General features: G+C 31.3%; 19 protein-coding genes. 12 read left to right on the top strand and 7 right to left on the bottom strand.

What is annotated here, in order from left to right; all coding sequences use genetic code 11:
• Positions 1–29 precede the first annotated feature (29 nt).
• The 3 genes from KA926_RS02335 to KA926_RS02325 all read left to right on the top strand — a co-directional run bounded on the left by KA926_RS02335 (position 30) and on the right by KA926_RS02325 (position 3,053).
• On the top strand, positions 30–1,238 hold the full coding sequence (locus KA926_RS02335) for a sugar efflux transporter (RefSeq protein ID WP_107384431.1): 1,209 nt from the start codon (positions 30–32) through the stop codon (positions 1,236–1,238).
• Between the two features lie 6 nt (positions 1,239–1,244).
• Positions 1,245–1,733: a DUF456 domain-containing protein gene (locus KA926_RS02330; RefSeq protein ID WP_192959412.1), complete on the top strand. Its 489-nt coding sequence runs from the start codon at positions 1,245–1,247 to the stop codon at positions 1,731–1,733.
• A 159-nt stretch (positions 1,734–1,892) separates the two neighbouring features.
• On the top strand, positions 1,893–3,053 hold the full coding sequence (locus KA926_RS02325; protein WP_107384433.1) for an MFS transporter: 1,161 nt from the start codon (positions 1,893–1,895) through the stop codon (positions 3,051–3,053).
• A 76-nt stretch (positions 3,054–3,129) separates the two neighbouring features.
• On the opposite strand, the gene KA926_RS02320 is transcribed toward KA926_RS02325, so the two are convergent.
• Positions 3,130–3,813 carry a DUF1129 family protein gene (locus KA926_RS02320; RefSeq protein ID WP_107386439.1) on the bottom strand — a complete coding sequence of 228 codons (684 nt, stop codon included), beginning with the start codon at positions 3,811–3,813 and terminating at the stop codon, positions 3,130–3,132.
• A gap of 98 nt (positions 3,814–3,911) precedes the next feature.
• On the opposite strand from KA926_RS02320, the gene KA926_RS02315 reads away from it, so the two are divergent.
• From KA926_RS02315 to KA926_RS02300, 4 genes are all read left to right on the top strand, one after another.
• Positions 3,912–4,373, top strand: coding sequence for a GNAT family N-acetyltransferase (locus KA926_RS02315; RefSeq protein ID WP_192959413.1), 462 nt, complete (start codon positions 3,912–3,914; stop codon positions 4,371–4,373).
• A 53-nt stretch (positions 4,374–4,426) separates the two neighbouring features.
• Positions 4,427–4,639 (top strand): SA0632 family lipoprotein, encoded by a 213-nt coding sequence (locus KA926_RS02310; RefSeq protein ID WP_107505178.1) that lies wholly within the window; start codon positions 4,427–4,429, stop codon positions 4,637–4,639.
• A gap of 251 nt (positions 4,640–4,890) precedes the next feature.
• Positions 4,891–5,187: a hypothetical protein gene (locus KA926_RS02305; RefSeq protein ID WP_046207354.1), complete on the top strand. Its 297-nt coding sequence runs from the start codon at positions 4,891–4,893 to the stop codon at positions 5,185–5,187.
• A gap of 94 nt (positions 5,188–5,281) precedes the next feature.
• Positions 5,282–5,836, top strand: coding sequence for a GNAT family N-acetyltransferase (locus KA926_RS02300; RefSeq protein ID WP_192959414.1), 555 nt, complete (start codon positions 5,282–5,284; stop codon positions 5,834–5,836).
• A 755-nt stretch (positions 5,837–6,591) separates the two neighbouring features.
• On the opposite strand, the gene KA926_RS02295 is transcribed toward KA926_RS02300, so the two are convergent.
• Positions 6,592–8,019: an aminotransferase-like domain-containing protein gene (locus tag KA926_RS02295; RefSeq protein ID WP_107386408.1), complete on the bottom strand. Its 1,428-nt coding sequence runs from the start codon at positions 8,017–8,019 to the stop codon at positions 6,592–6,594.
• Between the two features lie 312 nt (positions 8,020–8,331).
• On the opposite strand from KA926_RS02295, the gene KA926_RS02290 reads away from it, so the two are divergent.
• Entirely contained in the window at positions 8,332–8,949 is a 618-nt protein-coding gene (locus tag KA926_RS02290; RefSeq protein ID WP_192959365.1) for a LysE/ArgO family amino acid transporter, read from the top strand.
• Between the two features lie 57 nt (positions 8,950–9,006).
• On the opposite strand, the gene KA926_RS02285 is transcribed toward KA926_RS02290, so the two are convergent.
• The 4 genes from KA926_RS02285 to KA926_RS02270 all read right to left on the bottom strand — a co-directional run bounded on the left by KA926_RS02285 (position 9,007) and on the right by KA926_RS02270 (position 11,783).
• Complete coding sequence (locus KA926_RS02285; RefSeq protein WP_107384438.1) at positions 9,007–9,573, bottom strand: LOG family protein; 567 nt, start codon at positions 9,571–9,573, stop codon at positions 9,007–9,009.
• Between the two features lie 3 nt (positions 9,574–9,576).
• Positions 9,577–10,041 (bottom strand): YaiI/YqxD family protein, encoded by a 465-nt coding sequence (locus tag KA926_RS02280; RefSeq protein WP_107384439.1) that lies wholly within the window; start codon positions 10,039–10,041, stop codon positions 9,577–9,579.
• Between the two features lie 5 nt (positions 10,042–10,046).
• Positions 10,047–10,748 (bottom strand): hypothetical protein, encoded by a 702-nt coding sequence (locus tag KA926_RS02275; protein ID WP_107386406.1) that lies wholly within the window; start codon positions 10,746–10,748, stop codon positions 10,047–10,049.
• A gap of 159 nt (positions 10,749–10,907) precedes the next feature.
• Positions 10,908–11,783 (bottom strand): undecaprenyl-diphosphate phosphatase, encoded by an 876-nt coding sequence (locus KA926_RS02270; protein ID WP_107360223.1) that lies wholly within the window; start codon positions 11,781–11,783, stop codon positions 10,908–10,910.
• Between the two features lie 387 nt (positions 11,784–12,170).
• On the opposite strand from KA926_RS02270, the gene KA926_RS02265 reads away from it, so the two are divergent.
• Both KA926_RS02265 and cydC read left to right on the top strand, forming a co-directional pair.
• Positions 12,171–13,796, top strand: a complete 1,626-nt coding sequence (locus KA926_RS02265) for an ABC transporter ATP-binding protein/permease (RefSeq protein ID WP_107384441.1) — start codon at positions 12,171–12,173, stop codon at positions 13,794–13,796.
• Positions 13,793–15,469: a thiol reductant ABC exporter subunit CydC gene (gene cydC / locus KA926_RS02260; RefSeq protein WP_107384442.1), complete on the top strand. Its 1,677-nt coding sequence runs from the start codon at positions 13,793–13,795 to the stop codon at positions 15,467–15,469. Before KA926_RS02265 ends, cydC begins: the two co-directional genes overlap by 4 nt.
• Before the next feature lie 411 nt (positions 15,470–15,880).
• Here the strand turns inward: cydC and mgrA are convergent, their stop codons facing one another.
• On the bottom strand, positions 15,881–16,324 hold the full coding sequence (gene mgrA, locus KA926_RS02255; RefSeq protein ID WP_046207364.1) for a global transcriptional regulator MgrA: 444 nt from the start codon (positions 16,322–16,324) through the stop codon (positions 15,881–15,883).
• Between the two features lie 225 nt (positions 16,325–16,549).
• Here mgrA and KA926_RS02250 point away from each other — a divergent pair, with 225 nt between their 5' ends.
• Both KA926_RS02250 and KA926_RS02245 read left to right on the top strand, forming a co-directional pair.
• The gene (locus KA926_RS02250; protein WP_192959366.1) at positions 16,550–17,476 is read left to right on the top strand and encodes a CobW family GTP-binding protein; all 927 of its coding nucleotides are present in this window, start codon (positions 16,550–16,552) and stop codon (positions 17,474–17,476) included.
• Positions 17,477–17,514: 38 nt separating this feature from the next.
• Complete coding sequence (locus KA926_RS02245) at positions 17,515–18,423, top strand: aldo/keto reductase (RefSeq protein WP_107384444.1); 909 nt, start codon at positions 17,515–17,517, stop codon at positions 18,421–18,423.
• Positions 18,424–18,449: the final 26 nt, after the last annotated feature.

Below are 18,449 nucleotides of genomic sequence, written 5' to 3'. Positions count from 1 at the left end.
TTGAATTTAATAGGAATAGAGGACGCTAAATGTTTAGTGAATTGTTACATATAAAAAATTATAAATTATTTGTTGTTAATATGATGATGTTAGGTATGGGAATTGCGATCACTGTACCGTATTTGGTATTATTTGCCACAAATGATTTAGGTATGACTTCTACCCAATATGGGTTGTTATTAGCATTAGCTGCTATTAGCCAATTTACTATGAATACAATTGTAGCGCGTTTTTCTGATACACATAGTATCAATAGAAAAACGATTATTATTACTGCACTTTTTATGGGCGCAGTCAGTTTTTCAATTTATTTTTATGTTCATGAGATATGGGTTTTTATAGTAATGTATGCCATTTTTCAAGGTTGTTTTGCCCCGGCTATGCCTCAAATGTATGCGTCAGCGAGAGAATCGATCAATACTTCTACATCAAAGGATAGAGCGAAATTCGCTAACGCTGTATTACGTTCGATGTTTTCATTTGGTTTCTTGTTCGGTCCACTTATAGGTGCGTTGTTACTTAGTTTTAAAGGATATGCAGGTTTATTTGGCGGAACGATAACAATCATATTATTCACACTTTTATTACAAGTTTTTTTCTTTAAAGATATTCAAACAAAGCGTCCGGTAGCAGATAGTACACATGTCGAAGCGGCTGCACCTAATATGCTGCGAGATAAAGTTTTATTTGTACCATTTATGGCTTTTATTTTATTACATATAGGACAATGGATGTATACGTTGAATATGCCATTGTATGTGACGAACTTTTTAAATGAGCCAGAAAGTCGAGTGGGCGTGCTAGCTAGTATTTGTGCAGGACTAGAAGTACCATTTATGGTCATATTAGGTATTTTGTCGGCCAAGTTGACTACACGTACGTTACTGATACTTGGAGGTTTGTTTGGAGGATTATTCTATTTTAGTATTGGCGTATTTAACAGTCTTATCATGATGATTGTAGGCCAAGTTTTTCTAGCAATCTTCCTAGCGATTCTACTTGGATTAGGTATAAGTTATTTCCAAGATATTTTACCTGATTTTCCTGGTTATGCATCTACATTATTTGCTAATGCGATGGTGATAGGACAATTATGTGGTAATCTGCTCGGTGGTATAATGAGTCACTGGGTAGGCTTAGGTAACGTGTTCTTTGTTTCAGCAGGATCAATATTTTTAGGTATGATTTTAATATATTTTACGAAAGAACAAAAATTTACAGAAGAAAGTATGGAGTAGATTGTAATGACATTGATTTTATGGTTATTTATTATAGCAGCATTTGCTTTAGCGTTTATCGGTTTAATTAAACCAATTATACCATCAGTACTTATATTGTGGATTGGTTTCTTAATTTATCAATTCGGCTTTGATAATCATCATTTGTCTTGGATATTTTATGTATCGATGGCATTGTTCACAATATTTATTATTATTGCAGATTTCATTATGAATAAATATTTTGTCAGTAAATTCGGTGGATCAAAATTAAGCGAGTATGCAGCATTGATTGGTGTTATTGTTGGTTGTTTTGTCTTTCCACCATTTGGAATAATCATTATCCCATTTATAGCGGTGCTAGTAGTTGAATTTATACAGGAGCCACACTTTTCTAAAGCTTTAAAGGCAAGTTTTGGTTCAGTTGTAGCATTTTTAGCAAGTTCTATCGCTCAAGCGATAATAATGATTATTATGGTTATTTGGTTTTTCATTGATGCATTATTAATCAATTAATTTACGTAATGAAAGATGTTACAAGAGGCATACAATCTTGGCGAGCGTTACTATAGCATAAATGAATTGGAATATAAGCAATCTTCTTGTTTTCGTTATGACTACTTTAGTATAATCACTCACATGTGTTAAAAAACGGGAATAGGAAGGGAGTCTTAAATGAAATATCCAATTGCTATATGGATGCTCGCAATCGGTGCGTTTGCAATCGGAATGACAGAGTTTGTAATTATGGGTTTATTGCCCAACATCGCTAGAGATTTTGATGTTAGTGTGAGTCAAGCTGGTCAACTGATTACAGGTTACGCCTTAGGTGTTGCGATCGGTGGTCCTATCATTGTAATGTTGACAATTAAATGGAATAGAAAATATTTATTGTTGGCATTAATGGCGATATTTATTATAGGAAACTTTGCAGCATCATTTAGTCCAAATTATGGATTCATGATGACGAGTCGAATTATTACTTCATTAGCGCACGGTTCATTTTTTGGTATAGGTTCAATATTAGCAGCAAGTATGGTTAAACCAGAAAAGCGTGCTAGTGCAATGGCATTAATGTTTATGGGGTTAAGCATGAGTAATATATTAGGCGTGCCATTTGGAACGTTAATTGGCCAAAGCTTTGGTTGGCCAATGACATTTATTATTATATCAATCATCGGAGCATTAGCATTAATAGGTATTATTATATTTGTACCAATGAAAAAAGAAACAGTTAAATCATCTGTATTAAATGAACTAAAAATTTTAAAAGAAAAACGTTTATGGTTAACATTAGCTGTTACATTATTTGGGTTTAGCAGTGTGTTTGCTTACTTTACTTATATATCAACAGTACTTATTGATGTGTCACATGTACAAGAAAATTTAATTTCATATTTATTAATTATATTTGGTATTGGTGTCACATTAGGTAATGTTGTAGGCGGAAAACTTGCAGATTGGAATTTAAATAAAGCATTAAAAATGATATTTAGTGCATTTATTTTATATTTCATCTTATTATATTTTGTGCAAATGAATGGACTCTTAATGGTAGCAGGTATTTTCTTTTTCGGTCTGATCGGATTCAGTATGAGTCCATCACTACAATATAAAAGTACATTAATTTCACAAGATGCACCAACACTTGCGAGTACACTTAACCAATCAGCATTTAATTTAGGAAATGCTTTAGGTGCGTTTATCGGAGGTGTCGTGGTAACAAATCTACCAGTTGCATCCTTAAGTTTAATTGCGCCAATATTAACATTAATTGGCCTTATATTCTTATTTATCAATATTGCAGTAGAAAAGAAAGAAAGTATAACAACATAAGTGAAACATAAACTAAAAACACGTCAGCCACTTCTTAAATTTTAGAAGTATGTGCTAACGTGTTTTTAAATTATCTTTATAAAGAAGCATTTGTATTTTTATTAGTAAAGTGATGATCAATATATAATGCTGTTGGAATGAAGATAAAAGAAATAATAATAAAAGTCCAGTTGCTAATTAATATATATGGTCCTACAGTTAAAAATGTCTGTGGAATGAAAAAAACATAAAATATTCCACATACGGATAAAAGTAAAACGAGATATGTTAAAAGCCAGGATAAATGTGATGTACTAAAACAGCGTATTTGTACTGTTTTAAATAACATCCAAATAAAGAAAAAAATGATAGCAATACCTACGATTAATGTGAGCGGAAAAGTATATAGATATAGTCGTTTTGCACCAATAAAAAATCCTGCAAATCCTTTGAGAAAACAAAAAATACCCACAAACAGCAAAATATGACGCATAATATACTTGAAAATATTTCTTATTGTTTCATTTGGTAAACGTCTAAGTTCTCTTTTTGCATGAGCTTTTGGATCATGATCAAAGAATTCCATTGCTAATGCACCATCTTTTTCTGCTTCCAACAACTGATTTAAAACACGATTTAACATTTTTTCAGAATCATGCGGATTAACACTCAAATCTGCTCTAACGTAAGTCATATAATTTTCGAAAGTATCTCGATCTGTATTATTTAAACGTAATGCTTTTACATTGTTTTCACGCATTAATTTATCGGTAGATTTCATCGGCATTTGGCATTCCTTCTTACATATAAAATATATTGATAATGCTAATTATGACTAATATAGTATTATAAATCAATAACACTTTCAAAGGAGTAATAATGGAATATTTAAAACAAACGCAACAACAGTATTTAAATGAAATTGCAGAAATTCATGAACAACAACTTAATGAACAATATGAGCAATATCAAAACACTACTATCTCTGTTGCATTGCGCAAAGAAATGATTGAAAATGGATTAATGGCGAACACAGATGTTGTGATTATCGAAATACAACAACAACAAATGATTGCTTTTATCTGGGCAAGATATTTAAAACAATACCAAAAAGTCATTATTGAAATGATGTATGTTTCAGAAGATTATCGAAATCAAGGTAATGCGAAAGTATTAAAAAAAGAAGTGGAAATATGGGCGCATGCCAAAGGTGCTTTAGAAATCGAAAGCACAGTAGTCAACCACAATAACGCAATGAAAGATTTGAATTTTAAACTTGGATATCATATAAGTACAGTAACTATGAATAAAAGATTAATAATAAATAATGAAGATATTTAAAAATAATGATAAAATTATATTATTATTATGAAATTAACAAAAGGAGTTCTTACATGAAAAAATGTTTAGCACTCATACTTGCGTCCACTGTGTTACTTACAGCCTGTGGAAAAAATGATGAAAAAGCAACGTTAGAGAAAGATATTGATAAATTAGAAAAGCAAAATAAAGATTTGAAAAAACAAAAAGAAGATTTAGAAAAACAAAAAGATAAACTCCAAGATAAGTCAAAAAATTTAGAAAAAGATGTTAACGCTGAAACTTAGGCTTCTAAATTTATTTCTTTACAAAATGATTTTATGCAATATTTCCCAGGAAATTATTGTACTATCGTTTTACAAATTGTTATAATGGGTATCATTAACGTAATGAACATAAAAAGTTTCAAAAAATAGATTTGAAATTATAAGTCAGTTGTCTAGCAATACTTTTATATCAAGCGTGACTTTATAATGAATCATTTATTATACACAGTTTTTAAATAATCATTTTTCATTAGGAGAAAGAGGGAATAACGATGCATGAAAAAGATTTTGTATTACTAGAAGGGCGTTCAATTACGCTTCCAGAGTTAGGTAGAGAAATTGAAAGTATAACTGGTAGAGAAATCAAAGATTCAACGGGTGAAATTAAACGTGTTATTGCACATTTACCAAACTTTGAATCCGATACTGATACATTTGTAGCTACTTACAAATTAAATCATAAAAATGATTTTATAGATGCAACATTTACCGCACCAAAAAGTGAACGTGGTCGATTAAAAGAAGTGGCTGTAAATGTTGAATTGATTAGTTATATTTCAAGAGCATAAGCAAAGCTTAATCCATGTGATAGCGCGGTATGAGAATAATCATAACGCGTTATTTTCTATAGAAATTTAATTTCCAGTTTAGAGGTGTAACAGTATGACAGTTTATATAGAAACTGAGCGTTTAAGGTTACGGGACTGGCAAGCAGAAGATTTACTTCCATTTCAACAGATGAATGCGAATCATCAAGTCCGTAGATATTTCCCGAGTTTACTAAGCTATCGACGTTCAGAACATGATATGAAAAAGATGAATGACATTATTATAAATCATGGTATAGGACTTTTTGCTGTTGAATTAAAAGAAACAAATGGATGGCTTGGTTTTATTGGATTGAACTATGTACCTAAAGACAGCAAATATACGTTTGATGAGCTACCATTCTATGAAATTGGCTGGCGTTTAATCCCTGAAGTATGGGGGAATGGTTTCGCAACTGAAGGTGCAGAAGCGGTACTCCAATATGCAAAACAGCATGGTATTAATGATGTATATGCATTTACTTCAGAAAATAATGCACCTTCACGTAAGGTTATGGAAAAAATAGGTATGGAATTATATGATTTCTTTGAATATCCAGAATTAAGCAAATACCATCCGCTTAAAAGACATGTTAGGTATTATAAAGATCTGACAAAACAAGTAAAATAAAATATTAAATAATGTAGTGAGACATAAATCTCATTCTTATAAAAAAGACTAATCCATATGAAAATGGATTAGTCTTTTGTTTATTACGATTTTGACCGTGCATGCTTGCCTGGGATATGATTCGAGCCAGTAGTCTCTCATTCATATCATTTCCCTAGGCGTCCGCACGGTACAAAATGATGTGTTGATACGATTTAGTATAAAAGAAAAGTACTTAGCATAAGCTTATTAATATTAATAAATAAGCTAAATAGGGTAATTAACTTATAGATTTTATAACATAATTCTATTGATATAACTAATGGAAAATCTTATTTTTAAATTTATTAAGTGATATAACTCGATTAGTCTTTTGTTAATTACGATTTTGACCGTGCATGCTTGCCTGGGGATATGATTCGAGCCAGTAGTCTCTCACTCATATCATTCCCTTAGGCGTCCGCACGGTACAAAATGATGTGTTGATACGATTTAGTATAAAAGAAAAGTACTTAGCATAAGCTTATTAATACTAATAAATAAGCTAAATAGGGTAATTAACTTATAGATTTTATAACATAATTCTATTGATGTAACTAATGGAAAATCCTATTTTTAAATTTATTAAGTGATATAACTCGATTAGTCTTTTGTTTATTACGATTTTGACCGTGCATGCTTGCCTGGGGATATGATTCGAGCCAGTAGTCTCTCACTCATATCATTTCCCTAGGCGTCCGCACGGTACAAAATCACAATGAATAACCATGTTTTAATTATATTTTCTTTTGTGTTTGATTTTTAATGAGGTGACTCAATTTTTGTAATGCAACATCAATATCTTCAATATTTATATAAGAATATGAAAACCTTATGTGATATTGAGCGTTTTTATCATAAATTTCACCGGGGTGAATTAAAATTTGATTTTGAATCGCTAAATCGAATAGTGTCTTCATGTTTACTGGCACATTCAATTTGAACCAAATATAATAAGAACCTTTAGGTATAGACCACGTACCTAATTCTTGAAAATGTTGATTTAAGGATTTTATAAATTTATTTCGTCTCTCTAAAAGCGCTTGTTTTAAATATTTTAAATGTTGTTCATGGTATATGGGATTATTTAACCACTCAGTTGCGATAAATTGTGATAGTGAACTGGCACCATAATCATTTTGCATTTTTAAATCAGCTAAATGCATAACAACGGAAGGTTTACCTATAATCCATCCTACTCTTAAACCGGGGCTCACTGTTTTGGATAAACTACTCATATATAAAATATTATCGTTCTCTTCCAATGATTTTAAAGGTCGAGGGCGAAGACCTTCGAACCACAAGTCGCCGTATACATCATCTTCAACAATAGGGATACCTGCTTGTTGGCATTGTTGAATTAATTTATATTTTTCTGCTTGGGTATATGAATGTTGTGTGGGGTTATGTAAAGTCGGTATACAATAAAAGATACTATTTTTATATAACGTTTTTGCATTAAAAATAGTATTTATTTGTTGTTTTATTTTAGAAATCGGTAAAAAGTTAAGGTCTGCTCGAATATTATGCCATGTATGTACAGAATTTATATATGAAGGTGTTTCTATAATAATCTTTGAATTTGGTATGAGTAAACCGTCAGCGATTAGTTTTAATCCCTGCAATGCACCTGAAGTGATACAAATGTTTTCTTCATTACACGTAATCCCCAATTTTTTAACATGATTTACAATCGCTTTTCTTAAATTCAAATTACCTAAAGGGTGTTCATAATTGGTTTTTAGAGCAGTTGTCGTTTGTTTTGAAAATATATCTCGAAATTGCTTGTTTGGGATTAAATGTGGACTAAGTTCACCAGTACTTAACCGTATTATGTGCGCATCGAATTCTAATTCGTTAATTCGTTGTATAAAGTATTGGTTATTCTTTGAAGCGCTATTTTTAATATAGTCATGCCAATTCATATTATGGTTGATATATGTATTCCAATTGCTTTTTGAAACGTATAACCCTTTACGTGCTTTGCTTTCTAATACTCCATAACTTTGTAGTATTTCTAAAGACTGAATAATAGTTGAACGATTGACACGATATTGAGTAGCCAAATTCCTCTGAGAAGGTAATTTCATACCTGCTTCTAAATCACCAGTTTTAATCTTTGAAAGTATATCATCAATAATTTCTTTGTATTTTGGCGTGAACATGTTAAATCTCCTTTAAATGATTGGTTGGCTTTTTTAATTTATAACTGGTTGGTAAAAATCAATTGAATATATTGTATCATGATTATATACAGAATCACGCTCCGTATTTATATTTGAATATTTAATGCGTATTATTTTGTAGAAGATTAATTCATTCAGTCGAAAACATCAGTATAATGTGTGAATTAAAGCGAAATGATGGTTAGTAGTAATTGATTGTGAATGGCTATATATACCTGCTATTTTAGTTCGAGAGAAGGGTAAACTGGTATGGTTTAATGATGATTTTGTTATTCAGAAAGAGGAGATAATATGTTTCAACCAATGATTCATGGTTTGTTTTTAGCTTTAGGTTTAATTTTACCTTTAGGTGCACAAAATGTATTTGTATTTAATCAAGGAGCAAACCAAAAACAATTCATTAAGACAATTCCAGTGATCATAGCAGCAGGGCTATGCGATACATTATTAATTGTATTAGCTGTATTAGGTGTGTCAGTTATATTACTGTCACTACCAATATTACAAATTGTAATTTATTGTATTGGTTTTATTTTTCTTATTTATATGGCTTGGTCATTATGGAAAGAGAAACCTCAAGCGCTTGATCGTTATCAATCAATGTCTGCGCGAAAGCAAATTGGTTTTGCTTTGTCTGTTTCATTACTGAACCCTCATGCAATTATGGATACCATTGGTGTTATAGGTACGAACGCAGCAATATATGAAGGTACAGATAAAATGTTTTTTACCATAACTACAATCATTGTTTCTTGGTTTTGGTTTATATTTTTGGCTATTGCTGGCAAAGTCGTAGGTAATATTGATAAAACTGGAAAATATATCTTAATATTAAATAAATTTTCAGCAATGATTATTGTGATAGTTGCATGTATCATATTAAAACAATTATTAGTAATACTATTTTAAACATAAGAAAAGCAGAGATAATTGCATCGTAATGCATACATATCTCTGCTTTTAAAGTTAATCGTAACTTCTAACACCTAAAGGCTTATAGTTATGAATCGTTTCGAACAGCTCTTCAGGATTGTTACATAGTGGTGCAAGTGATTGATATTTTTTATCGATAAATCCCTCATGAATCATATGATCAATCAATGTTTGTAAAGGCTCGAAAAAACTGTTGATATTATAGATAGCGATTGGCTTTTCATGAATACCAATTTGTGACCAACTATACATTTCAAAAAATTCTTCTAAAGAGCCAGCGCCTCCTGGGGCCATGACAAATGCATCTGCTAATTCTGCCATTTTGTTTTTTCTTTCATGCATAGAATCAACTAATATGAGTTCACTTAGTCTAGTACTAGTAATTTCTCGTTCGTTTAACATATTGGGCATAACACCAATGGCACTACCGCCATGATCTAATACACCATCTTGAATTGCTCCCATAATACCAACAGAACCAGCACCAAATACCAGTTCATAATTATGTTTAGCCATATAAGTGCCTAACTGATAAGCTTCTTTCATGTAGGATGCGTCTTTACCTTTACTTGCACCACAATAAACAGCAATTTTTTTCATACTCTATTCCTCCGTAAATAATGACAAATCATTAATTATAGACAAAAAATTTTGTTCAAATATCGCAATGTCATCTGCTGTAAAAGCAGAAGGACCTTTAGTACGCCCGCCACTTTTTCGGAATTGTGCACTAGCATGTCGTTGTTCTAACAAGGTGTTGATATTATTTTGATTGAACACAAACCCTTTATGGTGCATAACAACTTTAGCTTTATTTAATAATAAACTCGCAAGTCCATAATCTTGTGTTATTACAATATCTTCTGATTGAGTGATTTTAACTATTTTATAATCGACTGCATCTGGGCCGTCATCAACATAAATGATATTGACGTGATCAGGTTGTACTTTTGAAGAAAAATGACTAAAGCTTCGAACGACGGTAACAAAGATGCTTGTCCCTTTCGTCAATTCAACAACAGAATTGGTAACAGGACAAGCATCTCCATCAATGATAACTTGAGTCATAATAATTATTTACCTTTTTCTTCATTGTTTTGTTTAACAATGCTTTTAGCAACATAATTTTTGTACTTTTTGAATTCCGCTAAACGATCTTTTTTATTTTTATCGCGAGCTTTGTCTTCTTCTTTATGACGTTTATCAATATTTTTTTGTAATTTCTTATTGAATTTATTTATTTCTTTGCGATTTTCTTTTTCAAGTTTTTCGCCTTTTTGTTCTGTTTCTTTGTCTAGTTTTCCTGGAGTCATGCCAACTTTTTCCATGTGTTTGTTAGATTTTTTCATAGATTGAATACGTTGTTTTTCATTTTCTTGACGTTTCTTATCTTCTTCATTGTGGCGTTTGTCTATATTTTTCTGTAATTTCTTATTCATTTTCTCTGCTTCTTTACGATTTTCTTTTTCAAGTTTTTCGCCTTTTTTCTCAATATAAGCAGGATCGTGCTCTTTAGCAATACGTTTTAGTTCGCGTTTTTGATCTATATTATGTTTTTTATCAATAACATAATCTTTTGCGTTTGAAGATTTATCTACTACTGTATCTTTAATTTGAACAGATTTGTTTGCTACGGTTTTTGAAGCTTTAGCAGTTGCATCACTGGCTTTTTTAACATCTGGATGATCTTTAATACGTTTACGTTCAACGATTAACGGTACTAAAAACACAGGCGCTACTGTGATGATTGTTTTAATTAATTGCTTTTTGTCCATACTCGTTGCCTCCAATAATTTTATACTATCTACTTATTACCCCATAATACATCATAATAAACGGTAAATACACGTTCTTTCATGGATTTATTGCTGTAATTTTAGAAATGAAATTTAAGAAGAGGCTGGACAAATTATTTGTCTCAGCCTCTAACCATTTTACTGTCCACTGATTCCCTGGCCTATACCAAAGCCGAAGTAAAGGATTGCGATTATAATAACTAACACAATTCTATAAATGGCAAATGGAATCAATTTTATTTTACTAATTAAGAATAAGAATGTTTTAATGGCAATTAAACCAACGATAAATGCTGTGATAAACCCTAGGAAGTAAAAACCAATGTGGTTTAAATGAATATATTCAAAGTTTTTTACTAGTGATAAACCACTTGCTGCTAACATCACAGGAACTGCCATAATAAATGTGAAATCAGAAGCAGATTTATGGTTCATTTTCATAAGTACACCTGTTGAAATTGTAGAACCAGATCTACTGAAACCAGGCCACATAGCGATAGCTTGAGATAAACCAATTACAAAAGCTTGGAAATAATTAATTTGATCTACTGTTTGTGGATTCGTAACTTTTTTACTGTATATATCTGCAATAATCATATATATTGCCCCGATAAATAATCCAATCATGACTGTTGGGACACTAAATAAATATTTTTCAATAACATCGTCAAACATTAAACCAAGGATACCGGCTGGAATCATACCCACAATGATGTGGAGTAAGTTTAAGCGTTTTGGTTTTTGACCGATACCATCGATGGGCTCGGATCTATATTTACCTATATGTAACATTTCAAAATAACGTTCACGGAATACCCAGGCTCCTGCGAACACAGAACCGAGCTGAATCACAATTTTAAAGGTGAATGCAGATTCAGAGCCTAAAAATTGAGTTGATTTTAACCACATATCATCTACAAGAATCATATGACCAGTAGAAGATACAGGTGCAAACTCAGTTAATCCTTCGACAATTCCTAGAATGATTCCTTTTATCAATTCAAGCAATATCATAATTAACCTACTTTCATAATATGGATTATAGTTTATTCATTTTCATTTTATAATAATAGCACATTAAAATTATAAAGTGCCATAGATAAATAAGATTTTGGACTAAAGACTGAGGAAAAAGGTACTTACTTCAGTTAATGGAGGCGAAAAGTACATCATTATAAATTTCCATTAGAACGGCAAAATATTTTTTGGGAAACTTTATTTATAATTTAATAAGTTTATAATGATGAAAAGTTTACTGTTTATGTTTAAAATTTAATAATTCAATCGTTTAATTATAATTATGGCAAAAATATGAATTAAGTAAATAAAAATGTATTAATTTTTGAGCCAATTCATTTCATTTTAATACAATCCATATATAATATGAACCAGGTGATATTTGTGAAAAGATTAACAAGTTTAGCGATGAAGTATAAAATTTATCCAATATTAATGTTTGTAATCAGTACAGTATTAGCGATTACTGTAGTCATTCAGAACGTTGCTATAGCAGAAATTTTAAATGCAATGTTACGCAATACACATCAAGATTTGTTAATTTTACTACTAGTGACATTAATTATTTTATTAGCAAGAGCGACATTTAATACAATAAATCAAATGATAGGTAATCGTATGTCTGCTCGCGTTAAATATGACTTACGACGTCAATTGATTTTGAATAAATCGTCAGAACCCATTGGTGTTCAAATAAATACACTAACTGAAAATATAGATGGCATAGTACCATTTTTTAATAGTTACTTTCCTCAGGTTTTTAAGTCAATGATGATACCGCTATTTATCATAATTGCAATGTGCTTCATACATTTGAACACTGCTTTAATTATGATTGTAACTGCACCATTTATACCAATGTTTTATATCATTTTTGGGTTGAAAACACGTGATGAGTCAAAAGATAAAATGACCTATTTAAATCAATTTAGTCAGCAGTTTTTAAACAAAATAAAAGGGCTGATTACGCTCAAATTATTTAATAAAACTGAGGCTACAGAACAGTCTTTATATGAAGAAAGTACAACATTTCGAAATTTAACGATGCGTATTTTAAGAAGCGCCTTTTTATCGGGATTGATGTTGGAGTTTATCAGTATGCTAGGTATTGGCCTTGTTGCTTTAGAAGCGGGTCTAGGATTGATATTGTTTGATAGTATAGATTTTAAAACGGCAGCTATAGCAATCATATTAGCCCCTGAATTTTATAATGCTATTAAAGATTTAGGTCAATCTTTTCATACTGGAAAGCAAAGTGAAGGATCAAGTGATGTTGTCTTCGATTTATTAGATCGACAAGAGCGATATGTAAAATCACAAGTGCAAACGAATAGTTATCAAAAGCCATTAATACAACTTGAGCATGTGTATTATAAATATGACGACACACAACATCATGCTTTGGAAGATATCAATCTTAGTATTTATGATGGAGAACATATTGCATTAATTGGAAAAAGTGGGGCTGGAAAGTCTACTTTAGCCCAAGTTATAGCACAACATTTTAAACCGCAATATGGCTCTGTGATCTATAAACAACAATTAAAAATTGGTTTTTTAAGTCAGCATCCATATATTTTTAACGCATCTATTAGAGATAATATGACCATGTTCCAAAAAATTGATGAAGATAAAATTTTAGAAGCGCTTGACGATGTTAACTTAAAACAGGTTGTCAATGCGTTAGAAAACGGTATTGATACTTGGATTGGTGAAGGTGGAGAGATGCTCTCTGGAGGACAGATGCGAAGAATTGAACTGTCACGTTTGTTATTATTACAACCTGATGTATTGATATTTGATGAACCTGCAACGGGATTGGATGTACAAACAGAACATGTCATTCAATCTGTGATAAACAAAAAGTTTAAAAATACGACTATCATCACTATCGCACATAGAGAAAATACCATAAAAAATGCAGATAGACGTATAAAGATTAATGAGGGTTCTGTTGAGTCTATAAAAGTAATCAAGCAAAATGCGTATAAAGGTGGTGACTTGTGTTGAGACCACATATTCAATTTAAGTTAGATAAAGATTTAATTTTATCTATCATTGTAGGTATATTAGGCAGTTTAACTGCATTAAGCATGTTTTTCTTAAGTGGTTATATGGTAACGCAAAGTGCTTTAGGTGCACCATTATTTGCTTTAATGGTTTTAATTGTTTCTGTTAAAATGTTTGGATTTATACGTGCTGTTGCAAGATATATCGAACGATTATTATCTCACAAAGCAACATTTACTATGTTGAGAAATGTGAGGGTGCAATTTTTCAAAAATATTATACCTGTCGTACCAGACGTGTATAGAAAATTTAAATCCAGTGATTTACTTGGCCGTATGGTTGGTAGTGTGGAAGCACTACAAAATATTTATTTAAGAGTTTATTATCCACCAGTAGTCATTGGCTTAACGGCGTTGATTGCAATGGTTGTGACTTTTTATTTCTCATTTGTTCATGCAATTATCATCTTTATTAGTATGTTGATAACATTGGTTTTAATTCCTTGGTTAAGCGCGAAAAAGGCACAATTATTAAAAAGGGATGTTAATCGTATACAAGATCAATTTTTAAATCAATTTTACGATTATAAAGAAGGGTATCAAGAACTTGCACGATTTGACCAAACAGAATATTATCAGCATCAGGTTTTAGAACAATTGAATGCGTATGAACAAGCACAAGCAAAAGAACAACGCTTTTTATCGTTGTATGAATATAGCTTAAATCTGGTTTCAATGATTGCTTTATTTGCAACTTTATATTTGGGTGTCACACAAGTGCAAAATCAACAGCTAGATGTTGTTTACTTAACAAGTATTGTTTTGATGATGTTAACATTATTTGAACAAGCAATTCCTATGAGTAATGTGGCTTATTATAAAGCGGATACGGATGAAGCTTTAAACAATATCAATGAAGTTATTGCACACCCAATTCAACAAGGCAATCAACCACTATCATTGGATAATGCTGTACATCAACCATTAGTAGAAGTTCAAAATGTTGATTTTAAATATTGGAATCAATCGAATTACACTTTAAAAAAAGTACAGCTGAGTGTGCAAGAAGGTGAACATGTTGCAATTATTGGTCCTTCTGGTTCAGGTAAGAGTACCTTATTACAATTAATGTTAGGTCTCTATCAAAGTGAAGATGGTATGGTTTTAATAAATAATCAAGATATTACAAGTATTTTAGATTTAGATAAATACAGTTCGATTAATGCTCTATTACAGTCACAACAATTATTTGATGGTACAGTACGTGATAATTTATTCACTGATCAAGAAGATGCAGTAATCGAAGATGTTTTTGATACACTAGGTTTATCACACATTGATTTAGATAGACACATCACACTTTCAGGTAATACACTATCTGGTGGTGAAATTCAAAGAATTGGTATTGCTAGATTATTATTAAAAGAGGCTCCGATTTGGGTGCTTGATGAACCTACTACAGCGCTAGATATTTATCATACAAATCTTGTGATGGATGAAATTCACAAACAATCTCAAACATTAATCGTTGCAACACATGATTTACGATTACTACCCAAATTTGATAAAATCATGGTTATGGTTGACGGGGAAATCATAGAATATGGAGATTACCAATCGTTACTATCAAACAAAGGCTATTTATATCAAATGGTCATGTTAAATCAAGCGTGACTTTTTAATAAAAAGTAGCAAATAAGTACTTGATTTGTAAGTGGAAAATGTTAAAAATTTAATATGAATCTCTTACAAATGAACGAATCACTGAAGTATTTGTGCAGAAATGTATAATTACTTCAGTGATTTATTAATAGTATTTAAAAAAGGGGCGGGATAGAAATCTAATTTTATTAAAAGATTCCTCCTTCCACCCTCGTAAGAATGACTAGCATTGAAAAAAGTATAAAATGATTACCTGAGCAGTCGCTCATGCATAAGCCCCACTAACCCAACAAGTTGGGAAGTGGGGCTTTACAATAAGAAAGAGTCTAGGACAATTCAATGCTGTCCCAGACTCTAGCTTTAAATTAATATATTTAATTAATCAATTTCATATAGTTTTACTTTAACATTAGAAATTTAGCATTATTTTGCTTTTTCTTCAGTAAAGGCATTAATTACTTTTGAAAGTAATCGATTTAGTTCTTTGTTTTCTTCTGCGCTAAGTGAAGATGCAACTGCCACATCTTGGCATGCTGTATCCAATTCAGGTCGAATTGCTTCACTTTTATCTGTTAAGTGGATAAACACTTCACGTTGATCTACTTCAGAACGTTCACGTTTAATTAAATCAACTTGCTCCATTCTTTTTAGTAATGGAGATACAGTACCTGTATCAAGTGCTAATTCAGTTACGACTTTTTTCACGTTAACAGGTGAATCAGCCCATAAGATTGTTAAAACTAAAAACTGTGGATATGTTAATTTGTATTTTTTAAAGACATTGTTAGAGTAGTAGCGATTTACTTGTCTTTGAGCATTATACAAACTGAAACATAATTGATCCTTTAAATTAAGTGGTTCAGACATAAAGTTCTCCTCCAGACATTCTATCCGTTTTGTTCTTTCTGTTTCGGATTTGAATCCGTCTATTGTTGTGTTACACTTCCTCAAGCATACTTTCACACTGTGCCATGCTAAAATAAAGTATGTATAAAGTTTAGAAGAAAGTCAACATTTTATCAAGTGAAAGGTTAATTATAAGAATAATTAAGGTTTTACGCAAACATTTTTATTTATGAAATGAGTGAGTATATGAAAAATATTAACAATCAGAAAACCAAAATTACGATTATTACAGGATTTCTAGGAAGTGGTAAAACAACTTTCCTCAGTAAATATATAAAATATTTACAAAAAAGCAATGAAAATCCGGGCGTAATCGTAAATGAATACGGTAATTTAGATATAGATAGCTATGCTATTAGCAATGATATTGAGGTTGTGTCAATATTAAATGGTTGCGTATGTTGTGATATGCAACTAGATTTAATAAAACAATTAAAACATTTTCTAAGCAAAAGTGCAATGCGCCATATAATAATTGAGGCGACAGGTTTAGCACATCCAATTGAAATTATTGCGGCATGTCAGGATCCTGAAATCATTGAACAAGTCGACCAACCTACAGTTATAGGATTGGTGGATGGGCCTCGCTTCTTAAATCGTTTTCAATATACCAACCATACAATTCAATTGATGGAAGAACAATTATCTGTGTGTCATGACATAGTGATGAACAAAACGGACCTCATTGATAATCATGCACATGATATTGATGAAGCAATTCACAAAATTAATCCAACAGCATCTAAATATTTTACTACATATGCAGATATGGATATGAATCAAATTAGTTCGGTTGCAAATGGAAATCAAATGAAAATAAATTCCCATGTACATCATCATGGTATAAATCGTATACATTATCATTTTTCTGGACCGATTAATAGACAATTATTTTATCAATTTATTTTACGGTTACCAGATAATGTTCTAAGATTAAAGGGATATGTGAAATTTAAAGATGTACCCGAAGATATTTATGAATTTCAATATGCTTTTGGGTTGCCAGATTATCAAACGATTGATAAAGAAGTGTCCTTGACGATAGTTATTATTGGTGAGCAATTAGATGTAAATAAACTACGAAATCAATTAGATATGCTACAATTTACCTAATTTAAATTAATGTAATGAAGAAGGGGGTTTGATTCACTATGGAAAGAGTGAAGATTAACCAACATGTATCCTTTTCAAATGTAATACAAGGATTTTGGAGAGCAAAAGATTGGAATTGGACACCACAACAGTTAAATCGCTATATTAATGAACTAGTTGAACGTGGTATTACTACGATGGATCACGCAGATATATACGGTGATTATAGTTGTGAAGGAATTTTTGGAGAAGCGCTTAAATTATCACCTAATCTACGTGAACATCTTGAAATTGTTTCTAAATGTGGCATCGTATTGCCATCAGACCATTTAGCGGCAGCAGATGGACATCGATACGATCATAGTAAAAAACATATCACAGAAACTGTGGAACGTTCTCTCAAACAATTACAAGTAGAACAACTAGATTCATTACTGATTCATAGGCCATCACCATTGATGGATCCACATGAAATCACAGAAGCTGTTAAATCTTTAGTTAAAGAAGGAAAAATCAAATCGTTTGGAGTATCAAATTTCAACAAATCGCAGTATGATTTATTAAGTAAATGTTTAGTTTGTGATAAATTACATATTACTTTAAATCAATTAGAAGTTTCTCCTTATACGTTAGATGCAATTGAAGATGGAACCATTAACTATATGTACAAAGATGATGTTAAAATAATGTCATGGAGTCCATTGGCTGGAGGAAAACTGTTTGATCTTGAAGATGAAAAAACAGCAAGAATTACTGCGATTATATCTCCATTGGCACAAAAGTATAATGTTACGACAACTGCAATTATTATGTCTTGGTTAAAGAAACATCCAGCTTCAATCATGCCAGTGTTAGGCACGCAAAAGATTAATCGTATTGATGAAGCATTACAAGGTATGGCAATAACGTTAACTGACCAAGAGTGGTTTGATATTTATACAGCTTCCTTAGGTCATGATATTCCTTAGATTTTAATTTAGAAGGAGCGTAGAAC

Source organism: Staphylococcus sp. GDY8P94P (assembly GCF_017892255.1).
Lineage (GTDB): Bacteria > Bacillota > Bacilli > Staphylococcales > Staphylococcaceae > Staphylococcus > Staphylococcus cohnii.
The sequence above is the reverse complement of the archived record's forward strand: the minus strand, read 5'-3'. Positions and strand labels throughout refer to the sequence as shown.

Excerpts from the sequence above, each read along its gene's own strand:
- KA926_RS02285 (WP_107384438.1), bottom strand. The coding sequence starts at position 9,573 with ATGAAAAAAATTGCTGTTTATTGTGGTGCAAGTAAAGGTAAAGACGCA.
- KA926_RS02310 (WP_107505178.1), top strand. The coding sequence starts at position 4,427 with ATGAAAAAATGTTTAGCACTCATACTTGCGTCCACTGTGTTACTTACA.
- KA926_RS02330 (WP_192959412.1), top strand. The coding sequence starts at position 1,245 with ATGACATTGATTTTATGGTTATTTATTATAGCAGCATTTGCTTTAGCG.
- KA926_RS02295 (WP_107386408.1), bottom strand. The coding sequence starts at position 8,019 with ATGTTCACGCCAAAATACAAAGAAATTATTGATGATATACTTTCAAAG.
- KA926_RS02320 (WP_107386439.1), bottom strand. The coding sequence starts at position 3,813 with ATGAAATCTACCGATAAATTAATGCGTGAAAACAATGTAAAAGCATTA.
- KA926_RS02300 (WP_192959414.1), top strand. The coding sequence starts at position 5,282 with ATGACAGTTTATATAGAAACTGAGCGTTTAAGGTTACGGGACTGGCAA.
- KA926_RS02270 (WP_107360223.1), bottom strand. The coding sequence starts at position 11,783 with ATGATATTGCTTGAATTGATAAAAGGAATCATTCTAGGAATTGTCGAA.
- KA926_RS02315 (WP_192959413.1), top strand. The coding sequence starts at position 3,912 with ATGGAATATTTAAAACAAACGCAACAACAGTATTTAAATGAAATTGCA.
- KA926_RS02275 (WP_107386406.1), bottom strand. The coding sequence starts at position 10,748 with ATGGACAAAAAGCAATTAATTAAAACAATCATCACAGTAGCGCCTGTG.
- KA926_RS02280 (WP_107384439.1), bottom strand. The coding sequence starts at position 10,041 with ATGACTCAAGTTATCATTGATGGAGATGCTTGTCCTGTTACCAATTCT.
- KA926_RS02305 (WP_046207354.1), top strand. The coding sequence starts at position 4,891 with ATGCATGAAAAAGATTTTGTATTACTAGAAGGGCGTTCAATTACGCTT.
- KA926_RS02290 (WP_192959365.1), top strand. The coding sequence starts at position 8,332 with ATGTTTCAACCAATGATTCATGGTTTGTTTTTAGCTTTAGGTTTAATT.
- KA926_RS02325 (WP_107384433.1), top strand. The coding sequence starts at position 1,893 with ATGAAATATCCAATTGCTATATGGATGCTCGCAATCGGTGCGTTTGCA.
- mgrA (WP_046207364.1), bottom strand. The coding sequence starts at position 16,324 with ATGTCTGAACCACTTAATTTAAAGGATCAATTATGTTTCAGTTTGTAT.
- KA926_RS02335 (WP_107384431.1), top strand. The coding sequence starts at position 30 with ATGTTTAGTGAATTGTTACATATAAAAAATTATAAATTATTTGTTGTT.
- KA926_RS02245 (WP_107384444.1), top strand. The coding sequence starts at position 17,515 with ATGGAAAGAGTGAAGATTAACCAACATGTATCCTTTTCAAATGTAATA.
- KA926_RS02250 (WP_192959366.1), top strand. The coding sequence starts at position 16,550 with ATGAAAAATATTAACAATCAGAAAACCAAAATTACGATTATTACAGGA.